This is a genomic window from Pseudomonas morbosilactucae, from assembly GCF_023241715.1.
Lineage (GTDB): Bacteria > Pseudomonadota > Gammaproteobacteria > Pseudomonadales > Pseudomonadaceae > Aquipseudomonas > Aquipseudomonas morbosilactucae.
The window spans coordinates 31,908-54,319 of sequence record NZ_JALQCW010000025.1; the positions used below are offsets into that span (position 1 = coordinate 31,908).

Below are 22,412 nucleotides of genomic sequence, written 5' to 3' on the forward strand. Positions count from 1 at the left end.
TCGATCAAACGCCCCGGGTTCCAGCAGCGTAAACCTTGCGCCTACCGCCTCAAGCCCTCGGAGCCTCGACCATGCCCAGCCCTGCCTTGAACACCCTCGCCCACCACCACTTCCCCACCCAGCAAGGCCAGTACTGGATCGAGGCCCTCAACGATGGCAGCCACGTACTGATCCGACCATTGCGACCCCAGGACCGGGACCGGGAGAAAGCCTTTATCGAAAACCTTTCACCGGTGACCCGCCATCAACGTTTTCTGGGTGAGGTGAAGGAAGTCGGCAACGTGTTGCTGGATCAACTGATGGATGTCGGCACGCCTGAGCGGCAAGCCTTTGTGGCCCTGGTGCATGACAACGGCACCCTGCGGGAAATCGGCATCAGCCGCTACGCCCTGGCCGTCGAGACACCCAGGTGCTGCGAATGCGCGCTGACCGTGGCCGATGAGTGGCAGAACAAAGGGCTGGGGGTGCTGCTGATGCGGCGCCTGCTGGATCAGGCCCGGGCCCATGAGTTTATCCGCATGTTCTCGGTGGACAGCGCCATCAACTACAACATGCGCAAGCTGGCCAAGACCCTGGGCTTCAGCAGCGTTATCGACCCGGATGACGCCACCCAGGTGATCCATAGCCTGGAGCTGTAACAGGCGCCGACCGGGGCTCAGCACGGCCCCGGCACAGCGCGCTTAGCCGCCGGTTAGCGCGGGCTTTCCTGGTATCCGGCGCTGGGCACGCCGCTGTGGAAACGAAACTCGACGTCCGGGGATTCGATCAGTTCCTGCTCGGCGGCGCGCACCTTGTCGATCACCTGGGCGATGTCCTTGGCGTCGCCGTACTGATAGGCCAGCTTCAGGTAACCCTGATAATGCCGGGCCTCGCTTTTCAGCAGCCCGAAGTAGAACTTGCCGAGTTCTTCGTCCAAATGCGGCACCAGGGCTTCGAAACGCTCGCAACTGCGGGCTTCGATAAAGGCCCCCACCACCAGGGTGTCCACCAGTTTTACCGGCTCGTGGCTGCGCACCACTTTGCGCAGGCCCGAGGCATAACGCCCGGCGGACAACTGGCGCAGCTCGACCTTGCGCTTCTTCATCAGGCGCATGACCTGCTCGTGGTGCACCAGCTCTTCGCGGGCCAGGCGCGACATCATGTTGATCAGATCGACATGGGAGTGGTACTTGGCGATCAGGCTCAGGGCCGTGCTGGCGGCCTTGAACTCGCAGTTCTTGTGGTCGATCAGCAGGGTTTCCTGATCCGCCAGCGCCGCCTGGACCCAGCCCTGCGGGGTGCGGCAACCGAGGAAGTCGTGGATTTCCGGGAAGTTCATGGGCGCACTTCCAAGGCAGCAACAACGGCGGAAGGCAAGAAAGCGGCACGATCAGGGATGTTCAACATGAGGCTCACGGGGCAAAGGGTTCACGGCAAAGGCGGCGATTATACCGGCCACGGCGCCGACCACCAGCGGCGGGGTTTGATGTGCATCAACGTCGGCGCCGACAGCCAGCATCTATAGTTGTGCAAGACGCCCCCTTACCTTCTGGAGATCCCCCTCATGCAAAGCATCCGCAGCATTCTGGTGGTCATCGAGCCTTCGCCCCACGAGAGCCTCGCCCTCAAGCGCGCCAAGTTGATCGCCGGGGTCACCCAGGCCCACCTGCACCTGTTGGTGTGTGACAAAAAGCATGAGCACTCGGCCCTGCTCAGCGTGCTCAAGAGCAGCCTGGTGAGCGAAGGCTACAGCGTCACCACCGAGCAGGCCTGGAACGACAGCCTGCACACCACCATCATCGAAGTGCAGCAAGCCGAAGGCTGCGGCCTGGTGGTCAAGCAACACTTCACCGACAACCCGCTGAAAAAAGCCCTGCTGACCCCGGCCGACTGGAAGCTGCTGCGCTATTGCCCGAGCCCGGTGCTGCTGGTCAAGACCGCCACGCCCTGGAGCGGTGGCGTGATCCTGGCGGCAATCGACGTCGGCAACACCGATGGCGAACACCGCACCCTGCACGCCAGCATCGTCGATTACGGTTTCGATATCGCCCACCTGGCCAAGGCGCAACTGCATGTGGTCAGTGCCCACCCGTCGCCCATGCTGTCGGCGGCCGACCCGGTGTTCCAACTCAAGGAAACCATCGAAGCGCGCTACCGCGAGCAATGCCAGGCCTTCCAGGCCGAGTTCGACATCGACGACAACCACCTGCACATCGAAGAAGGCCCGGCGGACGTGCTCATCCCGCACCTGGCCCACACGCTCAAGGCAGCGGTGACAGTGATCGGCACCGTGGCGCGCACCGGGTTATCGGGGGCGTTGATCGGCAATACCGCGGAAGTGGTGCTCGATTCCCTCGAGAGCGACGTGCTGGTGCTCAAGCCCGACGACATCATGGACCACCTGCAAGAACTGGCCTCCAAAAGCTGAAGCGATCGCTGGCAAGCCAGCGCATACAAGGTAAGGAAATCCGTGGGGGCTGGCTTGCCGGCGATGAGGCCATTGAGCCTTGTGCAAACCTTACGACTGCGATCGCTGGCAAGCCAGCTCCTACAGGGTGCGGGAATCCGTAGGAGCCGGCTTGCCGGCGATGAGGCCCTTGAGCCTTGCGCAACCCTTGCGACCGTGATCGCTGGCGAGCCAGCTCCTACAAGGTGCGGGAATCCGTAGGAGTCGGCTTGCCGGCGATGAGGCCATTGAGCCTTGTGCAACCCTTGCGACCGTGATCGCTGGCGAGCCAGCTCCTACAAGGTGCGGGAATCCGTGGGAGCCAGCCTGTGCCTACAGCGGAGCGGCGCCCAGGGCGTCTTTGAGGAAGCCGGGGGCGATGTAGCGTTGGTAGTGGGCTTCCGACAACAGGAAAAATTCCCGATCAATGGCGTCGCGCAATTCCGGCAGTTCCCAATCGCGAAACTCCGGCAGCAGCACCATCCCATAGGCGTCCAACTGGTTGATCACCCGCGCCCCGCGGGCGATCAGCTGGTAGGCCCAGCAATACACCGACTGGTGCGGCACAAAGCGGATCTTGCGTTGCTCCAGTTGGTTGCGCAGGCGCTGAGGGTCGAAAACTTCCAGCTTGGCCGTCATCACCTGCACCAACAGCTGCTCCAAACGCAGCCAGACCGCACGTTTTTCTTCCTCGTTGTAGCCGTTCCAATGGATCACTTCATGGTGGAAACGCTTGCAGCCGCGGCACACCAGGTCACCGTAAACCGTGGAGCAGAGGCCAACGCAGGGGGTCTTGATAGTCTGATTGGGCATAGGTAGGCAATACGCGGAAAAGCAAAACAGGCGGGCATGTTAGCCCTTTGTCTAACATTCATCACCCCTCAAACTTAAAGGCCTAACTTACCTTTAAATTTTTTTTCCCGTAGAATCAGCCAGCCTTTTTAGGCGCCAATGTCCGTTCGAAGCTGTTTTCAAAGCGTCACGAGCACAGTCGTTCCTTCAGAGCGGTGTTGGCGAAGAGTCTTTCCAGCGGGGAATACTCGACGCCAACCCTCATCAGCTCCCCGTTCTGCAGGCGTAAAACTTTGAAAACAGCTTCTGTAGGGAATACTCCGTAATTCTGGCTAAGGGGCCCAAAAAGCCCAGCAGCGCATGAGTTCCGAGTTTTTCTGGATGAGCGTCCCGGACACCCATTTGGGACCACTGATGAGGGTAATAACTGTGCTTGAAGCCTACCGCAAACATATCGAAGAGCGTGCAGCCCTGGGTATCGTTCCCCAGCCGCTTAACGCCGAACAAACTGCAGGCCTGGTCGAGCTGCTGAAAGCCCCCCCGGCTGGCGAAGAAGCCTTCCTCGTAGACCTGATCACCAACCGCGTTCCACCAGGCGTTGACGAAGCTGCCTACGTCAAGGCTGGTTTCCTCTCCGCCTTGGCCAAAGGCGAAGCCACCTCTCCCCTGATCGACAAGAAACGCGCTGTTGAACTGCTTGGCACCATGCAAGGCGGCTACAACATCGTGACCCTGGTTGACCTGCTGGACGACGCCGAACTGGCGCCTGTGGCCGCTGCCCAACTCAAGCACACCCTGTTGATGTTCGACGCCTTCCACGACGTCGCGGAAAAAGCCAAGAACGGCAACACTCACGCTCAAGCCGTGCTGCAATCCTGGGCTGACGGCGAGTGGTTCAAGAACCGCCCGACCCTGGCCGACAAGATCAGCCTGCGCGTGTTCAAGGTCACCGGCGAAACCAACACCGACGACCTGTCCCCTGCCCCGGACGCCTGGTCCCGCCCTGACATCCCACTGCACGCCCTGGCCATGCTGAAAATGGCTCGTGAAGGCATCGTGCCGGACGAGCAAGGCAAGACCGGCCCGATGAAGCAGATCGAAGAAATGCGCGGCCAAGGCTTCCCGATCGCCTACGTCGGTGACGTGGTCGGTACCGGTTCTTCGCGTAAATCCGCTACCAACTCGGTGCTGTGGTTCTTCGGCGACGACGTTCCTTACGTGCCGAACAAGCGTGCTGGCGGCTTCTGCTTCGGCAGCAAGATCGCTCCGATCTTCTACAACACCATGGAAGATGCCGGCGCACTGCCGATCGAATTCGACGTCACCAACATGAACATGGGCGACGTGATCGACCTGTACCCGCATGCTGGCAAAGTCTGCAAACACGGCACTGACGAAGTCCTGACCACCTTCGAAATGAAGACTCCGGTACTGTTGGACGAAGTCCGTGCTGGCGGCCGTATCCCGCTGATCATCGGCCGTGGCCTGACCGAGAAGGCTCGCGCCGAACTGGGCCTGCCACCGTCCGACCTGTTCAAGAAGCCAGAAGCTCCGGCTGAAAGCACCAAGGGCTTCACCCTGGCGCAGAAAATGGTCGGCAAGGCGTGCGGCGTAGCCGGCGTTCGTCCTGGCACTTACTGCGAACCGAAGATGACCACCGTCGGTTCCCAGGACACCACCGGTCCTATGACCCGTGACGAACTGAAAGACCTGGCGTGCCTGGGCTTCTCCACCGATCTGGTGATGCAGTCCTTCTGCCACACCGCGGCTTATCCAAAGCCGATCGACGTGACCACCCACCACACCCTGCCTGACTTCATCATGACCCGTGGCGGCGTGTCCCTGCGTCCGGGCGACGGCATCATCCACAGCTGGCTGAACCGCATGCTGCTGCCGGACACCGTCGGCACCGGTGGTGACTCCCACACCCGTTTCCCGATGGGCATCTCGTTCCCGGCCGGTTCGGGCCTGGTGGCGTTTGCCGCAGCCACCGGCGTTATGCCGCTGGACATGCCGGAATCGATCCTGGTGCGCTTCAAAGGCGAAATGCAACCGGGCATCACCCTGCGTGACCTGGTTCACGCCATTCCTTACTACGCGATCCAGGCTGGCCTGCTGACCGTAGAGAAGAAAGGCAAGAAGAACGCCTTCTCCGGCCGCATCCTGGAAATCGAAGGCCTGGACGGCCTGAGCATCGAGCAGGCTTTCGAGCTGTCCGACGCCTCGGCCGAACGTTCGGCTGCCGGTTGCACCATCAAGCTGTCGAAAGAGTCGATCACCGAGTACCTGAGCTCCAACGTCACCCTGCTGCGCTGGATGATCGGCGAAGGCTACGGCGACGCGCGCACCCTGGAACGTCGTGCTCAAGCGATGGAAGCCTGGATCGCCAACCCTGAGCTGATGGTGGCCGATGCTGACGCCGAATACGCCGAAGTCATCGAAATCGACCTGTCCGAGATCAAAGAGCCTGTGCTCTGCGCACCGAACGACCCGGACGACGCTCGTCTGCTGTCGTCGGTACAAGGCGAGAAGATCGACGAAGTGTTCATCGGTTCGTGCATGACCAACATCGGTCACTTCCGCGCTGCCGGTAAGTTGCTGGATCAGGTCAAAGGTCAGCTGCCAACCCGTCTGTGGCTGTCGCCGCCGACCAAGATGGACGCTCACCAACTGACCGAAGAAGGCTACTACGGCATCTACGGCAAGGCTGGCGCGCGCATGGAAATGCCGGGCTGCTCGCTGTGCATGGGTAACCAGGCACGTGTAGAGCCGAACTCGACTGTCGTGTCGACTTCGACCCGTAACTTCCCGAACCGTCTGGGTGACGGCGCCAACGTCTACCTGGCTTCGGCCGAGCTGGCGTCGGTGGCTTCCATCCTGGGTCGCCTGCCGACCGTCGAGGAGTACATGGAATACGCCGCGAAGATCAACACCATGGCCAGCGATGTGTATCGCTACCTGAGTTTTGACCAGATCGCCGAGTTCCGTGAGGCTGCTGCGAACGCCAACATCCCGGTCGTTCAAGCCTAACGCTGCAACGTTCTGAAAAACGCGCCCATCGTGAGATGAGCGGCGTTTTTTTATGCCCGCCGTTCAGCCTTCTGTAGGCGCCAGCTTGCCGGCGAACGCACTTTAACCATCGACACAAAACGGCCTATGCGTTCAATTGAAGCGCCTGCTGCACCGCTCCATCGACGCTCAGCCCACTGAGAATCACCTGCTCCAGTTCCTGCTCCGGCAACTTCGACAGCACCGCTTTGGCCTGATGCTTGAGCCGCGCCAGAATCAGCAGTTTGTCCTCGGCGCGCACCTGCAAAAAGAACCCTTCCAGGGCTTCGATGCTGGTGCCGTCCAGGTTGGGCGACTCTTCAAGGCTGAGAATAATCGTATGCACCGGTGGCTCTGCATGCCGCGCCAGGCGCAAGGCCCCGCCCAGAATGCGTTCCACGTTGGCAAAGAACAGCGCCTCGCTGGGGCGCACAATCAGCACCCCGGGGATGGCCTTGGCGTCGGGATGGCGTTGCAAGTCGACAAAATCGTGGCCACCGCCCATTCGCCCCAGCACCTGGATGTCCGCCGATGACATCTGCTTGAGCATCAGCACCACGCTGATCGCCACCGCCAACAACAAGCCGTCCAGCACCCCCAGCACCAGAACGGCGGCCACCGCGCAGATCACCAGCAAACGGTCGCGGCGCCAGATGAAATAACGCCCCAATGGCTGAAGGCTCAGACCGCGACTCAGGGCATGAATGACGATGGCCGCCAGCACCGGCTCCGGGGTCAGGGCGATCCACGGCAACAGCGTCAAGACAATCAGCAACACCACCCCGGCCGCCACCAGCCCGGCCAGGCGCGAACCGGCACCCGCCGCTTCATTGGCCGAGGTCGCCGAGTAGCCGGCGCCGGCGGGCATGCCATGGAACAACCCGGACAACAGGTTGGCGCCGCCGAGGGCCAGCAGGTCGCGGTTGGACGACACCCGGTCGCCGTGCTTGAGGGCAAAGGAGCTGATGGAGCCATAGGACTCGGCGTACAGGATCATCACCATGGCAAAGGCCAATTCCCCCAGGCGCAGCCAGTCGGCAAATGGCAGCACCGGCAGGTGCGGCACCTCCAGGCTCAAATCAATCACGCCGATCAGTTTGACCCCGTACGCCGGCAGGTTCAGCCATTGGCCGGCAGCGATGCCCAGCGCCACCACCAGCAACCCGCCCGGCAACCGCCTGAAGCGCGCGCACAGCCACAACACCAGCAAGGCCACCGCGCCCACCAGCGCCCCGACTTTATTCCACTGCGGCCATTGCTCCAGCAGTTGCGGCAGGAAGCGGATCAGGTTGCCGTTGCTCAAGTGCACATCGACGATGCTCGCCACTTGCTTGAGGATGATGGTCAACGCCAGGCCCAAGGCAAAGCCGCGCAGCACCGGTTTGGCGATAAATGAAGTGACGCTGCCGAGCTTGAACAGCCCGGCCAAGAGGAAGAAACCACCGGTCACCAGCACCAGGCCGACCGCCAGGGTCATGCGCAACGCCGGATCGCCGTTGGCCAAGGTGGCCGTGGCAGCGGCGAGCACCGCCGCCGAAGACGAGGTGGCAGAAACAATGGCGAAACGACTGGTGCCGAACAACCCGTAACACAGCAGGCCGGCAAACAAGGCAATCACCCCCGCCTGGGGTGGCAACGCGGCAATGCTTGAGTAGGCGACCGCCTCGGGCAACAACAGACCGGCAATCGACAAGCCGGCCAACACGTCCAGCCAACGATTCGGGGGATCGACACGGGGTTGCGTCGATGCACCAGGGGCACCTGCCATACAGCGTCTCCATAGAAGGCGCTGCAGCCGCGCCAATGCTGCCGCAGCTTAGCCGTTAATGTCGCAGCAGAGGTGCCCTGGATCAGCTGCCGCACAATAAAAAACGCGCCCATTCCGGGGCGGCGTTTTTCATGCCATTGGGCAGTCGGTTGGATCGCTCAGCACCGCCCCTGTAGGGGCTGGCTCGCCAGCGTTCCCCCGCTTAAAAACCCCAATAATGCGCCATCAACGAATACACCAGCGCCGAAATCGCCACCAGGCCCACCGCCGTCACGAAGACGTTGGACGCCTGCCCGCGATAGCGCGCCATGGCAGGCACTTTGCGGATCGCATACATCGGCATCAGGAACAGGATGGCCGCAATGACCGGGCCGCCCAGGGTTTCGATCATGCCCAGGATGCTCGGGTTGAGGGTGGCGACGATCCAGCAGACCACCAGCATAAAGGCGGCGGTCACGCGGTCCAGGGTCTTGGACTGCGAACGGTGGCGACCTTTGACGATCAGGCCCTTGAGGCCTTCACTGGCGCCGATGTAGTGGCCCAGGAACGACTTGGCAATGGCCACAAAGGCAATCAGCGGCGCGGCGAAGGCGATGGTCGGGTTGTCGAAGTGGTTGGCCAGGTAGGACAGGATCGACAGATTCTGCTCCTTGGCCTCCGCCAGTTGGGCCGGCGACAGGGTCAGCACGCAACTGAAGACGAAGAACAGCACCATCACCACCATCAACAGGTGGGCCCGGGACAGGATCTGCGAACTGCGCGCCTCGGCGTGCTGGCCGTAACGCCGCTTCTGGTCCACGGCAAAGGCCGAGATGATCGGCGAATGGTTGAACGAGAAGACCATCACCGGAATCGCCAGCCACAGGGTACGCAGCAGGGACGACGACGTAGGCACGTCGCCCGCGGTGGCGAGGATGCCGCCGTTCCAGTGTGGGATCAGGAACACCGCGAGGAACAGCAAGGCGACGATAAACGGATAGACCATCAGGCTCATGGCCTTGACGATGAACTGCTCACCGCAGCGCACCACGGCCAGCAGGCCGAGGATCAGCACCAGCGACAGCACGACCCGAGGCGGCGGCGTGATGTGCAGCTGGTGCAGCATGAAGCTGCCCACGGTGTTGGTCAGGGCCACGCTGTAGATCAGCAGGATCGGGAAGATCGCCAGGAAATACAGAAGGGTGATCATCGCCCCGGCGGTGATGCCGAAATGCTCCTCGACCACTTCCGTGATGTCTGCGCCGTCACGGCCCGAGAGCACGAAACGGGTCAGGCCACGGTGGGCGTAGAAGGTCATGGGGAACGCCAGCAGCGCCAGGATCAGCAGCGGCCAGAAGCCGCCCAGGCCGGCGTTGATGGGCAGAAACAAGGTGCCTGCACCGATCGCGGTGCCGAACAGGCCCAGCATCCAGGTGGTGTCATGGCGATCCCAACGACTCAGCGTCGCGGGGGCTGCGGTTTCAAAGCGTTGATCAACGCTGTTGGCCTGATCATTCATCCGGTGGGATCTCCACATTCCGGTCATTTGCCACTCGGTCAGGACGAGTCGGAATACCCGACAGGCAGTGCCCTGGCCGAAACAGGGGCGCGATTGTCCGGGATTCATCAACAGAAGCAAAGGCTTAGCTGAGGAACGGTGTGGATATGGCAGGTTTTCTGGCGACGCGTCTGGCCCGGTGCATCTCTGCGGCATGGCCCCTGCTCTTAGCGTGACAGCCGAGGGGCAAGAGTCGACAGCGCAACAGGCGGGGCGGCGACGCGTTGACAAGGCTCCCGGCGCAACGGCATGATCGGCGCCTATGAATATTTACGCGCTGAATCCAACCTCCACCACCACGACCGCCTACGGCGGGTCGGACGGTGGCTGTGCAGGCTAGATAACGCGCAGTAAACCCAAGGCCCCGCCAGCAATGGACGGGGCCTTTTGTTTCTCCGTCCACCTGGCACACAAGGAGAAACACCATGCCTTCAGCTCTCATCCGACGCCCTGCCTTGCTGATCGTCGACATGCAGGTCGGCCTGTTCAACGGACCGGACAAGCCTTACCAGCGCGAGCGCGTCCTGGACAATATCAATCAGTTGATCCGCCGCGCCCACCAGGCCGGGGCGCCGATTTTCGCCGTGCGCCACACCGGCCCCGAGGGTTCGCCGATTGCGGCCGGCAGCCCGCTGTGGCAATTGCTGCCGACCCTGGAGCTGGATGAACAACAGGACGTGCTGCTTAACAAGGCCCGCCCCAGCTGTTTTGCCGGCACCGACCTGGCCGAGCGCCTGCACGCGGCCCAGGTCAACGAACTGGTGATTGTCGGCATGAAGACTCAGTACTGCATCGACAGCACCTGCCGCGCCAGCGGTGACCTGGGCTTTGCCGCGGTGCTGGTGGAAGACGCCCATACCTGCATGGACACACCGGTACTGGGGGCCAAGGGCATCATCGCCCACCACAACGCCACCCTGAATGGCCCCTTCGTGCGCCTGGCCAAGACTGCCGAGGTGCAGTTCTAAAACACCGCCTAAACACCCTTTGCGCCCCCTCCGCCAGCCCCCGCTGGCGGAACACTCGCCCCGTCACAAGCCTCGATACAGAGCCCTCGCAGCGCCCATAAGGATTGCCAAACGCGACGTCAGCCAGCACTCTGGCTGCCCTGTCCGCCACCTCAGGAGTGCCTCGATGCCCGCCACTGTTCTGGTCCTGGTTGAAACCATCAACGATTACCTGCCCATTCTGGAAAGCCAGGGCTTTCACCTGATCCTCGCCCCCACCCCCGCCGAGCGCGCCCAGGCCATCAAGGCCCATGCCGGGCAGATCGACGCGGTGCTGACCCGTGGCCCCCTGGGCCTGAGCGCCGACGAAATCGCCACCCTGACACACCTGAAAATCATCTGCGTGATCGGCGCCGGCTATGAGCAGGTGGACCTGCAAGCCGCCAGCAACCGCGGCATCGCCGTGAGCAATGGCGCCGGGGTCAACGCCTCGTCCGTGGCCGACCACGCCATGGCCCTGCTGCTGTCCTTGGTACGCGACATTCCCCGGGCCGACGCGGCAGTGCGCCAAAGCCAGTGGCCCAAGGTCATGCGCCCGTCCCTGGCCGGCAAGCGCCTGGGTGTTCTCGGCCTGGGCGCGGTGGGCATGGCCATCGCCAAGCGCTGCGCCCTGGGGTTCGACATGCAGGTCAGCTACCACAGCCGCCAGCCCCGGCCGGGCGTGCCTTACCACTATTGCCACTCGGCCAGTGAACTGGCCCGGGCCTCGGACTTCCTGGTGATCGCCACCCCGGGCGGCCCCGGCACCCGCCACCTGATCGATAAAAAGGCCCTCGACGCCCTGGGGCCCAACGGCTTTCTGGTGAACATCGCCCGGGCCAGCGTGGTGGTCACTGCCGACCTGCTGTCGGCGTTGGAACACCGCAGCATCGCCGGCGCCGCCCTGGATGTGTTCGATGACGAACCCCAGGTGCCGGATGCGCTCAAGAGCCTGGGCAATGTGGTGCTCACGCCCCACGTCGCCGGCCTCTCGCCCGAGGCGACCCAGGGCACGGTGGAAATGGTCGGCAAGAACCTGGTGGCGTTCTTCAGCGGCCAACCGCTGCTGACCCCGATCGCCCTGCCCCCAGCAAACTGAACGGCGGGCGCCGATCTGGACTAGAGTCAGGCACGGGATTTCAAACGCTTGTATCAAAAGCAATGATTGCCCGGCAACACGCTTGCCTATAAAGGCCCACCGCGATTGTGGCGCTCCGGTGGGCGCATTAGATTAGCCAATAATCTCTGGCCTCCAGAATAAGCAGAAGGGATAAGCATGGCGCTTACAGACCAGTCCACCCGTATCCGCTCCGGCGAAGAACTCGACGCCAGCCTCATAGATCCGTACCTCAAGGCGCACATTCCCGGCCTCAGCGGCACCCCACAGATCAGCCAGTTCCCCGGCGGCGCCTCGAACCTCACCTACCTGCTGGAATACCCCGGGCACGAGTTCGTCCTGCGCCGCCCGCCCTTCGGCCACAAGGCCAAGTCGGCCCACGACATGGGCCGCGAGTACCGCATCCTCAACCAGCTCAAGGACGGTTTCCCCTACTGCCCCAAGGCCTACGTGCACTGCACCGACGAGTCGGTGATCGGCGCCGAGTTCTACGTGATGGAGCGGGTCAAGGGCATCATCCTGCGCTCCGACCTGCCGCCGGAACTGGGCCTGGACGCGGCCAAGACCGAAACCCTGTGCAAGAGCTTTATCGACAAGCTGGTGGAGCTGCACCGGGTGGATTACCAGGCCTGTGGCCTGGCCGACCTGGGCAAGCCGGAAGGCTATGTGCAACGGCAGATCCGCGGCTGGAGCGACCGCTATGAAAAAGCCCTGACCCCGGACGCCCCGGCGTGGGAAGCGGTCAAGGCCTGGCTCAACGACAAGATGCCCGCCGACCACCCGCAATCGAGCATCGTGCACAACGACTATCGCTTCGACAATGTGATCCTCGACGCCGCCAACCCAATGCAGATCATCGGCGTGCTGGACTGGGAGCTGACCACCCTCGGCGACCCGCTGATGGACCTAGGCAACACCCTGGCCTACTGGATCGAAGCCGACGACCCGGCGCCGGTGCAACTGATGCGGCGCCAGCCGAGCAACGCCCCGGGCATGCTCAGCCGCCGGCAGTTCGTCGACTACTACGCCGAACGCTCGGGCATTGCCATTGGCAACTTCGACTTCTATTACATCTACGGCCTGTTCCGCCTGGCCGGCATCGTGCAGCAGATTTACTACCGCTTCTATCACGGCCAGACCCAGGACAAACGCTTCGCGCAGTTCATCCAGATGAACAAACTGCTGGAGCAGATGAGCCTGCAAGTAATCGATCAATCCAGCCTCTGATCGCGCCCCGCGACCGACCACAACAACAAGGAAACACCATGTCCAAGACTCAGTTGTTCGACCTCGACGGCAAGATCGCTTTCGTTTCCGGCGCCAGCCGCGGCATCGGTGAAGCCATCGCCAAACTCCTGGCCCAGCAAGGCGCCCACGTGATCGTCTCGAGCCGCAAGCTCGATGGCTGCCAGCACGTGGCCGACGCCATCATCGCCGACGGCGGCAAGGCCACGGCCATTGCCTGCCACATTGGCGAAATGGAGCAGATCAGCCAGGTTTTCGCCGGCATCCGCGAACAGTTCGGGCGCCTGGATATCCTGGTCAACAACGCCGCCACCAACCCACAGTTCTGCAACGTGCTGGACACCGACCTGGGAGCCTTCCAGAAGACGGTGGACGTGAACATCCGTGGCTACTTCTTCATGTCGGTGGAAGCCGGCAAGCTGATGCGCGAAAACGGCGGCGGCAGCATCATCAACGTGGCCTCGATCAATGGCATTTCCCCGGGCATCTTCCAGGGCATCTACTCGGTGACCAAGGCGGCGGTGATCAACATGACCAAAGTCTTCGCCAAGGAATGCGCGCAGTTCGGCATCCGCTGCAACGCCCTGCTGCCGGGCCTCACCGACACCAAATTCGCGTCGGCCCTGGTGAAGAACGACGCCATCCTCAAGACCGCCCTGGCGCAGATCCCCCTCAAGCGCGTGGCCGACCCCAGTGAAATGGCCGGCGCGGTGCTGTACCTGGCCAGCGATGCGTCGAGCTACACCACCGGCGTGGCGTTGAATGTGGACGGGGGCTTTCTGTCCTGAGGTTGGCTGGAGACAGGTGAAAAAGGCAGCCTTGGGCTGCCTTTTTTTGTGTTGGGTGGAGGGATTGGTAGAGCGGGTCGCTGGCACGCCAGCGCCTACAAGGGGATGCAGGCGCCTGAGCTATTAAATGAATTTTTATTCTACGGATTGCAATTAAAGAATGTTTATTCCATAAATAAGCTTTCCTACAACAATAATTCTACGGGGGCAGTTATGCGCGAACTTGGAATCGGCTTGATCGGCACGGGGTTTATGGGCCGTGCCCACGCCTTGGCGTTTCGCAATGTCAGCGCGGTGTTCGAACTGCCGGTGCGCCTGCACCTGGCGGCCCTGGCCGATGCCGATGGCCAGCGGGCGCGCCATTGCGCCAGCGCCTGGGGCTTCGAACGGGCCCACAGCGATTGGCAGCAATTGATCGACGACCCCAAGGTCAACCTGGTGGCCATCACCACCCCCAACCACCTGCACTTCCCCATGGCCATGGCCGCGCTGGCGGCCGGCAAGGCGGTGTACTGCGAAAAGCCCCTGGCCGTCAGCGTCGAGCAGGCCCAGCAGATGCAGCAAGCGGCCCAGGCAGCCGGCGTGGTCACCCGGGTCGGCTACAACTACCAGCACAACCCGATGATCGTGCTCGCCCGGGAATTGATCGACAGCGGTCAACTGGGACAGTTGATCAGTTTCCAGGGTGAGTTCAGCGAAGACTTCATGGCCGATCCCCAGTCGCCGTTTTCCTGGCGTTGTGAGGAACAGCATGCCGGCGGCGCTCTGGCCGACCTGGGCAGCCACCTGCTGGCCATGGCCCGCTACCTGATGGGCCACGTGCAAGCCGTGTGCGCCGATACCCAGACCGTCCACGGGCAGCGCCCGGCCAGCAGCGGCAGCCGCGAACTCAAACCCATCGTCATCGATGACCAGGCCCACGCCCTGCTGCGTTTTGCCAATGGCGCCCGGGGCACCTTCAGCAGCAGCTGGCTCAAGCACGGCTACAAGAACCACCTGAGTTTCGAGATCAGCGGCACCCTCGGCACCCTGGCCTTCGATCAGGAACGGCTCAACGAACTGCGCCTGTACCGGGTTGGCCAGGAAGGCTTCCAGCGCCTGCTGGCCGGTCCCGCCCTGCCCGGCTACGCCGCCTTCAGCCCGGCGCCGGGGCACCAACTGGGGTACAACGAATTGAAGACCCTGGAAGTGCACGAACTGATCCTGGCCCAGGTGGGCCAAGGCCAGCGCGGCACGGATTTCCAGGAAGCCCTGGAAGTCGAGCGCCTGGCCACGGCCATTCGTGTGGCCGCGCGGGAGCAACGCTGGGTCAACCTATAACCACCTGCTGGCCGCCGACGCCTAGGCCAGGGCGGCCAACCGGGCGGCCAGGGCCTTGGCCTGGAGGGCTACGTCGGTCACCGCGGTGCTCTCCCACCACAGGCCACGCAACGGCGGCCCCATGGCAAACAAACGCGCACTGACCTGCCCCTGGGCATCCCGCACGGCGCCACCGGGGTCTGCGGCAATCCCCAACGCCAACGGCCCCGGCTGGATCAACCCGCGCGCCAGCAATTGCCGGGGCAAAGGCCGCGCCACCCGCCGCCAGTCGTACTCGATGCCACTGGAGTTGATCAAGGCATCCCCGCTGACCCAACTCACCTCCTTTTCACCCCGCCGACGCAGGGCAATCGACAGGCGCCCATCGCCGCTCGGTTCCAGGCCCTTGAACGAAGCGGCGTGAATGTGCAAACGCCCCTCATCGTGCAAACGCGCCACCAGCTCGGCACTCAAGGGCGGCGAACGATGGTGATGACTCTCCCACCAGGGCCTGACATGGCGCACGAACTGCCGCCGTTGCAGGTCCGTGGCCTGGCTCCATAAACGGCCGATATGGGCGCGCACCGTGTCTAGCGGCGCTTGCCAATCCACACCCTGTGCCTGGGCCAGGCGACATTGCCGACGCAGTTCGCGCACCAGTTGCCGCGGGCTGCGTAGGCGATGGTCGGCCGCCAGAAAGTCCTCCCAGGCCGGCGGCTGGCGGCGCACATGGGGCAACAGGCCGTGACGGGAAAACACCTCGATCGGCCCGCGATGCCCGGCCTGCTCCAGGGACACCACCGCATCCACCATGGTCAGCCCGGAACCGATGATCAGCACCGTGCCTTGCGGGTCCAGCTGAGCCATGGCGTTCAGGTCCCAAGGGTCCACTGCCGCCGCGTTCAAGCCGCTGGATTGGGTCTGCGGGGTCCGCGCCGCCGGGAACATGCCCGTGGCCAGCACGGCCAAGGCGCCGTGCAGTTGCCGACCGTCGCCCAGGCTCAACAGCGTCCCGCCCTCCGTCACTTGCAGGTCCACCACCTCGCCCTGCACATGTTCGACGCTGGAACCGTATTGCGCGCCGACTTGCCGCGCCTCTTCCAGGCGTTGCTGGACATAGAGGCCAAAGATCCCCCGGGGCGGAAACAACTCGCTGACCGGCACCGCCTGCTGCCGGGACTCCGGCCAGCCGCCTGCGTCGATATAGGCCTGCAACCACTGGGTCAGGTCGTCGGCGTTATCCGGGTCGACGCTCATGCGCGCCGCGTTGCCATTGAGGGTGTGCCCCAGCTCCACCGCACTGTAGGCCTCGCCGCGCCCCAACTCGCTGCGCGGTTCGATCACCCGCAGCCGACGCCGGCCCGGCAGGCGCAGCAACTGCAGCGCCAGCAAGGCACCGCTGAGGCCGCCGCCGACGATCAGGATCTCGTCGCCACGGGTGGCGGGGTTCGCCTGTCCGCTCTGTGTTTCGCTCATGGGGTTCTCACGGTCAGTGTTTGCCTAGGTAGAAATCGTGCAGGTCGCCCCGGGCCAACAAGGCCTCGGCCGTCCCGGACAGGGCCACGCGGCCGGTGTCGAGCACATAGGCATGGGAGGCGTACTTGAGCGCCACATTAATATTTTGCTCGGCAATCAGAAAGCTCACCTGAGCCTCGCGATTGAGCTGAGCCACGATCTGAAAAATCTCTTGGACGATAATAGGCGCCAAACCCATGGACGGTTCATCCAGCAGTACCAAAGTAGGACGGGTCATCAGCGCCCGGCCAATGGCGACCATCTGCTGCTCGCCGCCAGAGGTCAGCCCGGCCTGGGTCTTGCGCTTGGTCTTGAGCCGCGGGAACCAGGCATAGATCCGCTCCAGGTCCTGCTCCATTTCCCGCCGCCCCAGGCCACGCACAAAACCGCCGCTGCGCAGGTTGTCTTCCACCGTCAACTGGGAGAACACATGGCGCCCCTCCAGCACGTGGACCATGCCCTGGCGCACACGCTGGCTGGGGTCGGCGCTGGCGGTGTCCGCGCCCTGGAAGTGGATGCTGCCGCGGCTGACCTCGGCCCGTTCGGCCCGCAGCAACCCGGACACGGCCTTGAGGGTGGTGCTCTTGCCGGCGCCGTTGGCCCCCAGCAAGGCAACGATGCCGCCCTTGGGCACGCTCAGGGAAACACCGGCCACGGCGAGGATCGCCCCGTCGTAGATCACCTCGATATCCCGTACTTGCAACAGTTCATCGACCCCGGGGGCCGTGGCGGCGTGGTTCATGGTTTATTCATCCCCGGTGCAAGTGCGTGGCGTGAGGTTTTTCTCCTTGGCGAACGCGGCGGATTTCTCGTCGATCAACGGCCGCAGCAGCGCGCGGTCGGCGGCGATCCAGTCGCTAACCAGGGTCCAGTTGGCCCCGTCCCACTGCTGCACCCGCGCCGAACCGCCACCTTCATGGTCGCTGCAAGACAGCTTGAGGTTTTGCATCAGGCCCAGGTAGCCCATGTCCTTGAGGCGCGCATCGTCGATGTTCAGGTGTTCCAGGCCCCAGCGCCCTTCCTCGCCATTGAGTGGGCGCTTGCCGAACTTGCCCTGGGCGGTACGGATGGCTTCCACCGCTACGGCCGCGTTCACCAGGCCGGAGTTGTAGTAGACGCTGCCGAAGTTCTTCTGGTCCTTGAGGTCGCTCAGGCCCTTGTCGAGGATGTACTGCTTGAGGCGCTTGTGGATCTCGAAATCCGCCCCGGCCGGGTACGGGGTCAACGCCAGGTAGCCTTTGGCCGCAGGGCCGGCGGGCAACACGTCTTCGCTGGAGCTGGCCCAGATGTCGCCGACGATATGGTCCACCGGGAAGCCGAAACGGGCCGCCGTCTTCACCGCCACCGGAGTCGAGACGCCCCAGGTCCGCAGGAACACCCAATCCGGGTTCAGCTGGCGCACCTGGCGCCACTGGGCGGACTGTTCGTTGCCCGGGTCGGCCACAGGGATCTGGATGTTCTCGAAGCCGTATTTCTCGGCCAGCAGCTTCAGCGGCCCGAGGGTTTCCCGACCATAGGCGGAGTCGTGGTAGACGGTGGCGATTTTCTTGCCCTTGAGCTTGTCGAACCCGCCCTCACGCTGGGCGATGTAGTTCACCAGGGCCGACGCTTCGCTGTAGAAGGTCAACATCACCGGGAAGTTGTAGGGGAACACCTTGCCGTCGGTGGCTTCGGTACGCCCGTAACCCAGGGTAATCAGCGGGATTTTGTCCACCTCGGCCCGCTCGCTCAGGGCATAGGCCGCCGGCGCGCCATTGGGCTGGTAGACCGCCACCGGGGCGCCGTCCAGGCCCTTCTTGAAGCGCTCGTAGCATTCGATGCCCTTCTCTGCGGTCCACTCGGTCTCGCATTCCTGCCACACCAGCTTGACCCCGTTGATCCCGCCTTCAACCCGGTTGATGTAGTTCAGGTAGTCGATCATCCCGGCCCAGACCTGCACGCCACTGGAGGCGTAGGCGCCCACCCGGTAGGTGGCCAGGGGGAAGAATTGCTGATCGGCCGCGGCCTGGGCCGCCGGCACCGCCGCGCCGAACACCGTCAGGGCCAGGGCAGCGCCGGCCAGGGATTTTTTCAAGGATGCACGCATAGGTTTTCTCGAATAAGGGTGAAGGATTCAGAAGCGCAGCGGCCACTGAGCCAAACGTTGAGCCAGGTTTTTCAACAGGCGAATCAGGCCTTCCGGCTCCTTGATCAGGAACAGGATGATCAGCACGCCAAAAATGATTTTCTGCAGGTTCTGCAATTGCCCGGCATCCACCGAACCGCCCAGCAACGCTTGTCCGGCGTGGCTGAGGAAGATCGGCAGCAGGCTGATAAAGGCCGCACCGACGAAGTTGCCGGCCACGCTGCCCATGCCGCCGATAATGATGATGAAGAGGATCTGGAACGAGCGATTGATATCGAAGCTGCCGGCGCTGGCCGTGCCCAGGTAGGCAAAGGCCCACAGCGCCCCGGCAATCCCCAGGTAAAAGGAGCTGACGGCGAACGCCAGGCGCTTGTAGCGCGCCACCGGGATGCCGATCACCGCTGCGGCGGTGTCCATGTCGCGGATGGCCATCCAGTTGCGCCCGGTCTGGCTTTTCACCAGGTTCAGCGCCACCCAGGTCAGCAGCACCACCGTGACCAGGGTCAGCAGGTAGCGGCCCTGGGGGGTGTTCAGGTCATGGCCGAACAGCTCCAGGCGCGGCGCGGAAATGGTCCCCGAGGAGCCGTAGTTGTAGAACCAGGGAAACTTGACGAACAGCCACTCCAGGAAGAACTGCGCCGCCAGAGTGGTGACCATCAAGTAAAAGCCCTTGATCCGCGAACTGGGCAAGCCGAACAGCAAGCCGACCAAGGCGCTGATCAGGCCGCCGCCAAGCAGCGCCACTGGCAACCCCAGCTCCGGCAACCGCAGGAGAAAGCCATAGGTGGCAAAGGCCCCCACCGCCATGAAGCCGGCCGCCCCCACCGAGGTCTGGCCGGTGTAGCCGGTCAGCAGGTTCAGGCCCAGGCCGGCCAGGGACAGCACCAGGAACGGAATCAAAATAGCGTTCAGCCAATAGTCGTTGCCCAGCAGCGGCACCAGCACGAACGCCAGCAGCAACAGGCCGATCAAGCCCCAAGGCAGGCGGCGCTGGACCAGCAGCAGCGGCGCGGTGGGATGGGTCAAGGGAATGGACATGGGTTCACACTCGTTCGATGGCGCGCTCGCCGAACAGGCCGGCGGGACGGATATAGAGGAAGGCCAAGGCCAATGCATAAGCGAACCAAGGGGTGATGCCGCCACCGATCAACGGGCCGATATACACCTCGGCGAGGTTTTCCGCGGCGCCCACAATCAGCCCGCCGACAATCGCCCCGCCAATCGAGGTGAAGCCGCCGATGATCAGCACCGGCAAGGCCTTGAGCACCACCAGCGACAGCGAGAACTGCACGCCCTGGCGTGCGCCCCAGAGCAGCCCGGCCACCAGCCCCACCACCCCGGCCACGGCCCAGACGATCTGCCAGATGCGGTTGAGGTTGATGCCGATGGACAGCGCCGCCGTGGTGTCATCGGCCACCGCCCGCAGCGACACGCCGATCCGGGTCTTGTTGAACAGCAACGCCAGCACCGTCACCAGCACCACCGCCGACGCTGCGGCCACCAGGTCGAACTGGCTGACCATCAACGGCCCGAGAAACAGCGGCACGTCGTCGATGCCCAGATCCAGGGCGCGTACCTGGGAGCCCATCAGGCCCTGGGCCAGGCCTTCGATGATGAACGACAGGCCGAGGGTCGCCATGAACAGGGTGATCTGCGAGCGATTGACCAGGGGCCGCAGCACCAGGCGCTCGATCAGCCAGGCCCCGGCGATCATCACCAGCACCGTCAACAACAGCGCCAGGGCAAAGGGCACCCCTTGCTCGTGCAGGCTGACAAAGGTCAGGGCGGCGAACAGCAGCATCGCGCCCTGGGCGAAGTTGAACACCCCGCTGGCCTTGTAGATCAGCACAAAACCGATGGCCACCAGGGAATACAGGGTGCCGGCAAGCAAGCCGCCGAGCAGGGTTTCGAGGAAGAAATTCATTAATGCACCGCTCCCAGGTAAGCCGCGATCACCTCGGGGTTGGCCTGCACCTCGGCGGGCGTGCCGTCCCCCACTTTGCGTCCGTAGTCCAGCACCACCACGTGGTCGGACAGGCCCATGACCACGCCCATGTCGTGCTCGATCAACACCACGGTGGTGCCCAGGTCGCGGTTGATGTCGGCGATAAAGCGCGCCATGTCCTGTTTCTCCTCGGCGTTCATGCCGGCCATGGGCTCATCGAGCAACAGCAACTGCGGCCCGGCGATCAGCGCCCGGCCCAGCTCCACGCGCTTTTGCAGGCCATAGGGCAGGTTGCCCACCAGCACGTCGCGCTGGGCCTGGAGGTCGAGGAACTCGAGAATGCCCTGGGCCTGCTCGCGAAACGCTTCGGCCTCGCGCCGGGCCCGGGGCAGCCCCAGGGCCTGCTCGATAAAGTGGCTGCGGCTGTGCCGCGACAGCCCGGTGAGGATGTTGTCGATCACGCTCATCTTCTTGAACAGCGCGTTGTTCTGGAACGTCCGGCCAATGCCCCGGCGCGCGGCGCGCAAAGGGTCGATGCGCTTGAAGGGTTCGCGGTCAAAGACAATCGAGCCTTCGTCGAAGCGATAGACCCCATTGAGCAGGTTGAGCAGCGAACTCTTGCCCGCACCGTTGGGGCCGATCAGAGCGCAGATCTCGCCGCGCCGGACGTCGAACGACAGTTGGTTGATCGCCTTGACGCCCTTGAACGACAAGGACACGGCATTGACTTGAAGGATGGAGTCGGCTGCGCTCATGCGATATTCCGTTTGAATTCAGCCAGCCACACCGGCGCCGAGGACGTGCCGGGGCTGGCGCTGGGGGCCTGCCAGATAAAGTGCAGGCGCTGGAAACCCAGCAGCCGGCGCACACGGTTCTTCAGGAGGCGTTGCAGGGGTTGTTCCGGGTGGGCAAGGGCCCATTCGCACAGCCGGCGCCGCCAACTGCCCTGGGGCGCCAGGCGACCCTCGATCTCGTCCGCCACCCCTTGCAGGCGTTCGGCGGACAGCAACAGGCCGCTGGGCGCCACTTCACGCCGATCTCGGCTGGCCGCGCTGCGGCTTTCCGGGAAGGCCAGGCTGTGGCCGCTGTTCAACCATTGCTCTAGCAGCACCCCGAGACCGCCTTGCCATTCGGTGCCCTCCTCGCTCCACAGCTGGGCGGCCGGAGCGGAATGGCGCCAGCGGGTCTGGCGCTGGGGCGCTTCACTGGCGCCCAGCAGTTCGGAGAACTCCAGCACCGCCTGGTGCGCTTCGGGCAGGCGCGGCGCCCGTTGATTGGCAATCAGCAACTGCGGGGCGACGCTGTTCTGGCCAACGCTCACCCATTGCAGCAGTTGTTGCCGGCTCTGGATAAACGCATGGCTGGGTTGCAGGCGCCACAGGGCCTGACGCAGGGCTTCGGGGCCCAATTGGTCGCTGACACTGAGGACCTGGGCACCGATGCTCTGGGCCGCCAGGGCCAGCAGCAACAGGTTGGGTTCGAAGGCGCCACTGAGCGCCAGCCGGGATTGCGCACTGAAGCCTTGCTGGCGCAGGCCATCGGCCAGGCGTTCGACGTCACGCAGGGTGTCGATCCAGCGCCAGGCGTACCACTGGCCGTGGCGTTTGTGGCGCAGCGCGGTGTGCAGCGGGCTGATCTGCGCCCAGTGCTGCAACTGTTCCAGGGCCGCAGGCAGCCCCAGGTGGGTCGCCGCTGCCGAGTCCGCGACGGGCGAACGCTTGAGTTCATGCACGCTCATTGAGTACCTCGCTTACGTGGGCAAAAAGCATGCGGTGGTCCGCTGGCTGAAATGGCAGGGGCTGCTCAGCCCCTGCCTGGGAAA

At 63.6% G+C, this 22,412-nt stretch carries 19 protein-coding genes; 8 read left to right on the forward strand and 11 right to left on the reverse strand.

Going from position 1 to position 22,412, the window contains the following annotated elements; genetic code table 11:
• Positions 1-71: 71 nt before the first annotated feature.
• Positions 72-638 (forward strand): GNAT family N-acetyltransferase, encoded by a 567-nt coding sequence (locus M1B34_RS11835; RefSeq protein WP_268261047.1) that lies wholly within the window; start codon positions 72-74, stop codon positions 636-638.
• 53 nt (positions 639-691) lie between these two features.
• Here M1B34_RS11835 and M1B34_RS11840 read toward each other — a convergent pair whose 3' ends face one another.
• Positions 692-1,318 (reverse strand): MiaE family protein, encoded by a 627-nt coding sequence (locus M1B34_RS11840; protein ID WP_123332164.1) that lies wholly within the window; start codon positions 1,316-1,318, stop codon positions 692-694.
• Positions 1,319-1,543: 225 nt separating this feature from the next.
• On the opposite strand from M1B34_RS11840, the gene M1B34_RS11845 reads away from it, so the two are divergent.
• Complete coding sequence (locus tag M1B34_RS11845; RefSeq protein ID WP_123332161.1) at positions 1,544-2,407, forward strand: universal stress protein; 864 nt, start codon at positions 1,544-1,546, stop codon at positions 2,405-2,407.
• A 351-nt stretch (positions 2,408-2,758) separates the two neighbouring features.
• Here M1B34_RS11845 and M1B34_RS11850 read toward each other — a convergent pair whose 3' ends face one another.
• Positions 2,759-3,238 (reverse strand): DUF1289 domain-containing protein, encoded by a 480-nt coding sequence (locus M1B34_RS11850; protein ID WP_123332157.1) that lies wholly within the window; start codon positions 3,236-3,238, stop codon positions 2,759-2,761.
• A gap of 408 nt (positions 3,239-3,646) precedes the next feature.
• On the opposite strand from M1B34_RS11850, the gene acnB reads away from it, so the two are divergent.
• Positions 3,647-6,247 carry a bifunctional aconitate hydratase 2/2-methylisocitrate dehydratase gene (gene acnB / locus M1B34_RS11855; protein ID WP_123332155.1) on the forward strand — a complete coding sequence of 867 codons (2,601 nt, stop codon included), beginning with the start codon at positions 3,647-3,649 and terminating at the stop codon, positions 6,245-6,247.
• A gap of 124 nt (positions 6,248-6,371) precedes the next feature.
• Here the strand turns inward: acnB and M1B34_RS11860 are convergent, their stop codons facing one another.
• Both M1B34_RS11860 and M1B34_RS11865 read right to left on the reverse strand, forming a co-directional pair.
• Positions 6,372-8,033 carry a SulP family inorganic anion transporter gene (locus M1B34_RS11860; RefSeq protein WP_268265247.1) on the reverse strand — a complete coding sequence of 554 codons (1,662 nt, stop codon included), beginning with the start codon at positions 8,031-8,033 and terminating at the stop codon, positions 6,372-6,374.
• Positions 8,034-8,235: 202 nt separating this feature from the next.
• The gene (locus M1B34_RS11865; RefSeq protein WP_268261050.1) at positions 8,236-9,531 is read right to left on the reverse strand and encodes a serine/threonine transporter; all 1,296 of its coding nucleotides are present in this window, start codon (positions 9,529-9,531) and stop codon (positions 8,236-8,238) included.
• A 464-nt stretch (positions 9,532-9,995) separates the two neighbouring features.
• On the opposite strand from M1B34_RS11865, the gene M1B34_RS11870 reads away from it, so the two are divergent.
• From M1B34_RS11870 to M1B34_RS11890, 5 genes are all read left to right on the forward strand, one after another.
• Positions 9,996-10,538 (forward strand): cysteine hydrolase family protein, encoded by a 543-nt coding sequence (locus M1B34_RS11870; protein WP_268261051.1) that lies wholly within the window; start codon positions 9,996-9,998, stop codon positions 10,536-10,538.
• Between the two features lie 166 nt (positions 10,539-10,704).
• On the forward strand, positions 10,705-11,655 hold the full coding sequence (locus tag M1B34_RS11875) for a 2-hydroxyacid dehydrogenase (RefSeq protein ID WP_268265248.1): 951 nt from the start codon (positions 10,705-10,707) through the stop codon (positions 11,653-11,655).
• A gap of 177 nt (positions 11,656-11,832) precedes the next feature.
• Positions 11,833-12,900 (forward strand): phosphotransferase family protein, encoded by a 1,068-nt coding sequence (locus M1B34_RS11880; RefSeq protein ID WP_268265249.1) that lies wholly within the window; start codon positions 11,833-11,835, stop codon positions 12,898-12,900.
• 38 nt (positions 12,901-12,938) lie between these two features.
• Complete coding sequence (locus M1B34_RS11885) at positions 12,939-13,706, forward strand: SDR family oxidoreductase (RefSeq protein WP_123332143.1); 768 nt, start codon at positions 12,939-12,941, stop codon at positions 13,704-13,706.
• A 213-nt stretch (positions 13,707-13,919) separates the two neighbouring features.
• Complete coding sequence (locus M1B34_RS11890; protein ID WP_268261053.1) at positions 13,920-15,026, forward strand: Gfo/Idh/MocA family protein; 1,107 nt, start codon at positions 13,920-13,922, stop codon at positions 15,024-15,026.
• A gap of 21 nt (positions 15,027-15,047) precedes the next feature.
• Here M1B34_RS11890 and M1B34_RS11895 read toward each other — a convergent pair whose 3' ends face one another.
• Genes M1B34_RS11895 through M1B34_RS11925 form a run of 7 tightly spaced genes read right to left on the reverse strand, consistent with a single transcriptional unit; the run spans position 15,048 to position 22,328 of the window.
• Positions 15,048-16,481, reverse strand: coding sequence for an FAD/NAD(P)-binding protein (locus M1B34_RS11895; protein WP_123332139.1), 1,434 nt, complete (start codon positions 16,479-16,481; stop codon positions 15,048-15,050).
• A gap of 13 nt (positions 16,482-16,494) precedes the next feature.
• Entirely contained in the window at positions 16,495-17,262 is a 768-nt protein-coding gene (locus tag M1B34_RS11900) for an ABC transporter ATP-binding protein (protein WP_123332137.1), read from the reverse strand.
• Positions 17,263-17,265: 3 nt separating this feature from the next.
• Positions 17,266-18,606 (reverse strand): ABC transporter substrate-binding protein, encoded by a 1,341-nt coding sequence (locus tag M1B34_RS11905; RefSeq protein WP_123332135.1) that lies wholly within the window; start codon positions 18,604-18,606, stop codon positions 17,266-17,268.
• Between the two features lie 27 nt (positions 18,607-18,633).
• Positions 18,634-19,683: a branched-chain amino acid ABC transporter permease gene (locus M1B34_RS11910; RefSeq protein WP_123332133.1), complete on the reverse strand. Its 1,050-nt coding sequence runs from the start codon at positions 19,681-19,683 to the stop codon at positions 18,634-18,636.
• A gap of 4 nt (positions 19,684-19,687) precedes the next feature.
• Positions 19,688-20,569 carry a branched-chain amino acid ABC transporter permease gene (locus M1B34_RS11915; RefSeq protein ID WP_123332131.1) on the reverse strand — a complete coding sequence of 294 codons (882 nt, stop codon included), beginning with the start codon at positions 20,567-20,569 and terminating at the stop codon, positions 19,688-19,690.
• Positions 20,569-21,345 (reverse strand): ABC transporter ATP-binding protein, encoded by a 777-nt coding sequence (locus M1B34_RS11920; RefSeq protein WP_268261057.1) that lies wholly within the window; start codon positions 21,343-21,345, stop codon positions 20,569-20,571. Before M1B34_RS11920 ends, M1B34_RS11915 begins: the two co-directional genes overlap by 1 nt.
• Entirely contained in the window at positions 21,342-22,328 is a 987-nt protein-coding gene (locus tag M1B34_RS11925; protein ID WP_268265250.1) for an AMP-binding protein, read from the reverse strand. Before M1B34_RS11925 ends, M1B34_RS11920 begins: the two co-directional genes overlap by 4 nt.
• Between the last annotated feature and the right edge of the window lie 84 nt (positions 22,329-22,412).

Coding starts and splice junctions, on each gene's coding strand:
- M1B34_RS11835 (WP_268261047.1), top strand. CDS start 72: ATGCCCAGCCCTGCCTTGAACACCCTCGCCCACCACCACTTCCCCACC.
- M1B34_RS11840 (WP_123332164.1), bottom strand. CDS start 1,318: ATGAACTTCCCGGAAATCCACGACTTCCTCGGTTGCCGCACCCCGCAG.
- M1B34_RS11845 (WP_123332161.1), top strand. CDS start 1,544: ATGCAAAGCATCCGCAGCATTCTGGTGGTCATCGAGCCTTCGCCCCAC.
- M1B34_RS11850 (WP_123332157.1), bottom strand. CDS start 3,238: ATGCCCAATCAGACTATCAAGACCCCCTGCGTTGGCCTCTGCTCCACG.
- M1B34_RS11860 (WP_268265247.1), bottom strand. CDS start 8,033: ATGGCAGGTGCCCCTGGTGCATCGACGCAACCCCGTGTCGATCCCCCG.
- M1B34_RS11865 (WP_268261050.1), bottom strand. CDS start 9,531: ATGAATGATCAGGCCAACAGCGTTGATCAACGCTTTGAAACCGCAGCC.
- M1B34_RS11870 (WP_268261051.1), top strand. CDS start 9,996: ATGCCTTCAGCTCTCATCCGACGCCCTGCCTTGCTGATCGTCGACATG.
- M1B34_RS11875 (WP_268265248.1), top strand. CDS start 10,705: ATGCCCGCCACTGTTCTGGTCCTGGTTGAAACCATCAACGATTACCTG.
- M1B34_RS11880 (WP_268265249.1), top strand. CDS start 11,833: ATGGCGCTTACAGACCAGTCCACCCGTATCCGCTCCGGCGAAGAACTC.
- M1B34_RS11885 (WP_123332143.1), top strand. CDS start 12,939: ATGTCCAAGACTCAGTTGTTCGACCTCGACGGCAAGATCGCTTTCGTT.
- M1B34_RS11890 (WP_268261053.1), top strand. CDS start 13,920: ATGCGCGAACTTGGAATCGGCTTGATCGGCACGGGGTTTATGGGCCGT.
- M1B34_RS11895 (WP_123332139.1), bottom strand. CDS start 16,481: ATGAGCGAAACACAGAGCGGACAGGCGAACCCCGCCACCCGTGGCGAC.
- M1B34_RS11900 (WP_123332137.1), bottom strand. CDS start 17,262: ATGAACCACGCCGCCACGGCCCCCGGGGTCGATGAACTGTTGCAAGTA.
- M1B34_RS11905 (WP_123332135.1), bottom strand. CDS start 18,606: ATGCGTGCATCCTTGAAAAAATCCCTGGCCGGCGCTGCCCTGGCCCTG.
- M1B34_RS11910 (WP_123332133.1), bottom strand. CDS start 19,683: ATGTCCATTCCCTTGACCCATCCCACCGCGCCGCTGCTGCTGGTCCAG.
- M1B34_RS11915 (WP_123332131.1), bottom strand. CDS start 20,569: ATGAATTTCTTCCTCGAAACCCTGCTCGGCGGCTTGCTTGCCGGCACC.
- M1B34_RS11920 (WP_268261057.1), bottom strand. CDS start 21,345: ATGAGCGCAGCCGACTCCATCCTTCAAGTCAATGCCGTGTCCTTGTCG.
- M1B34_RS11925 (WP_268265250.1), bottom strand. CDS start 22,328: ATGAGCGTGCATGAACTCAAGCGTTCGCCCGTCGCGGACTCGGCAGCG.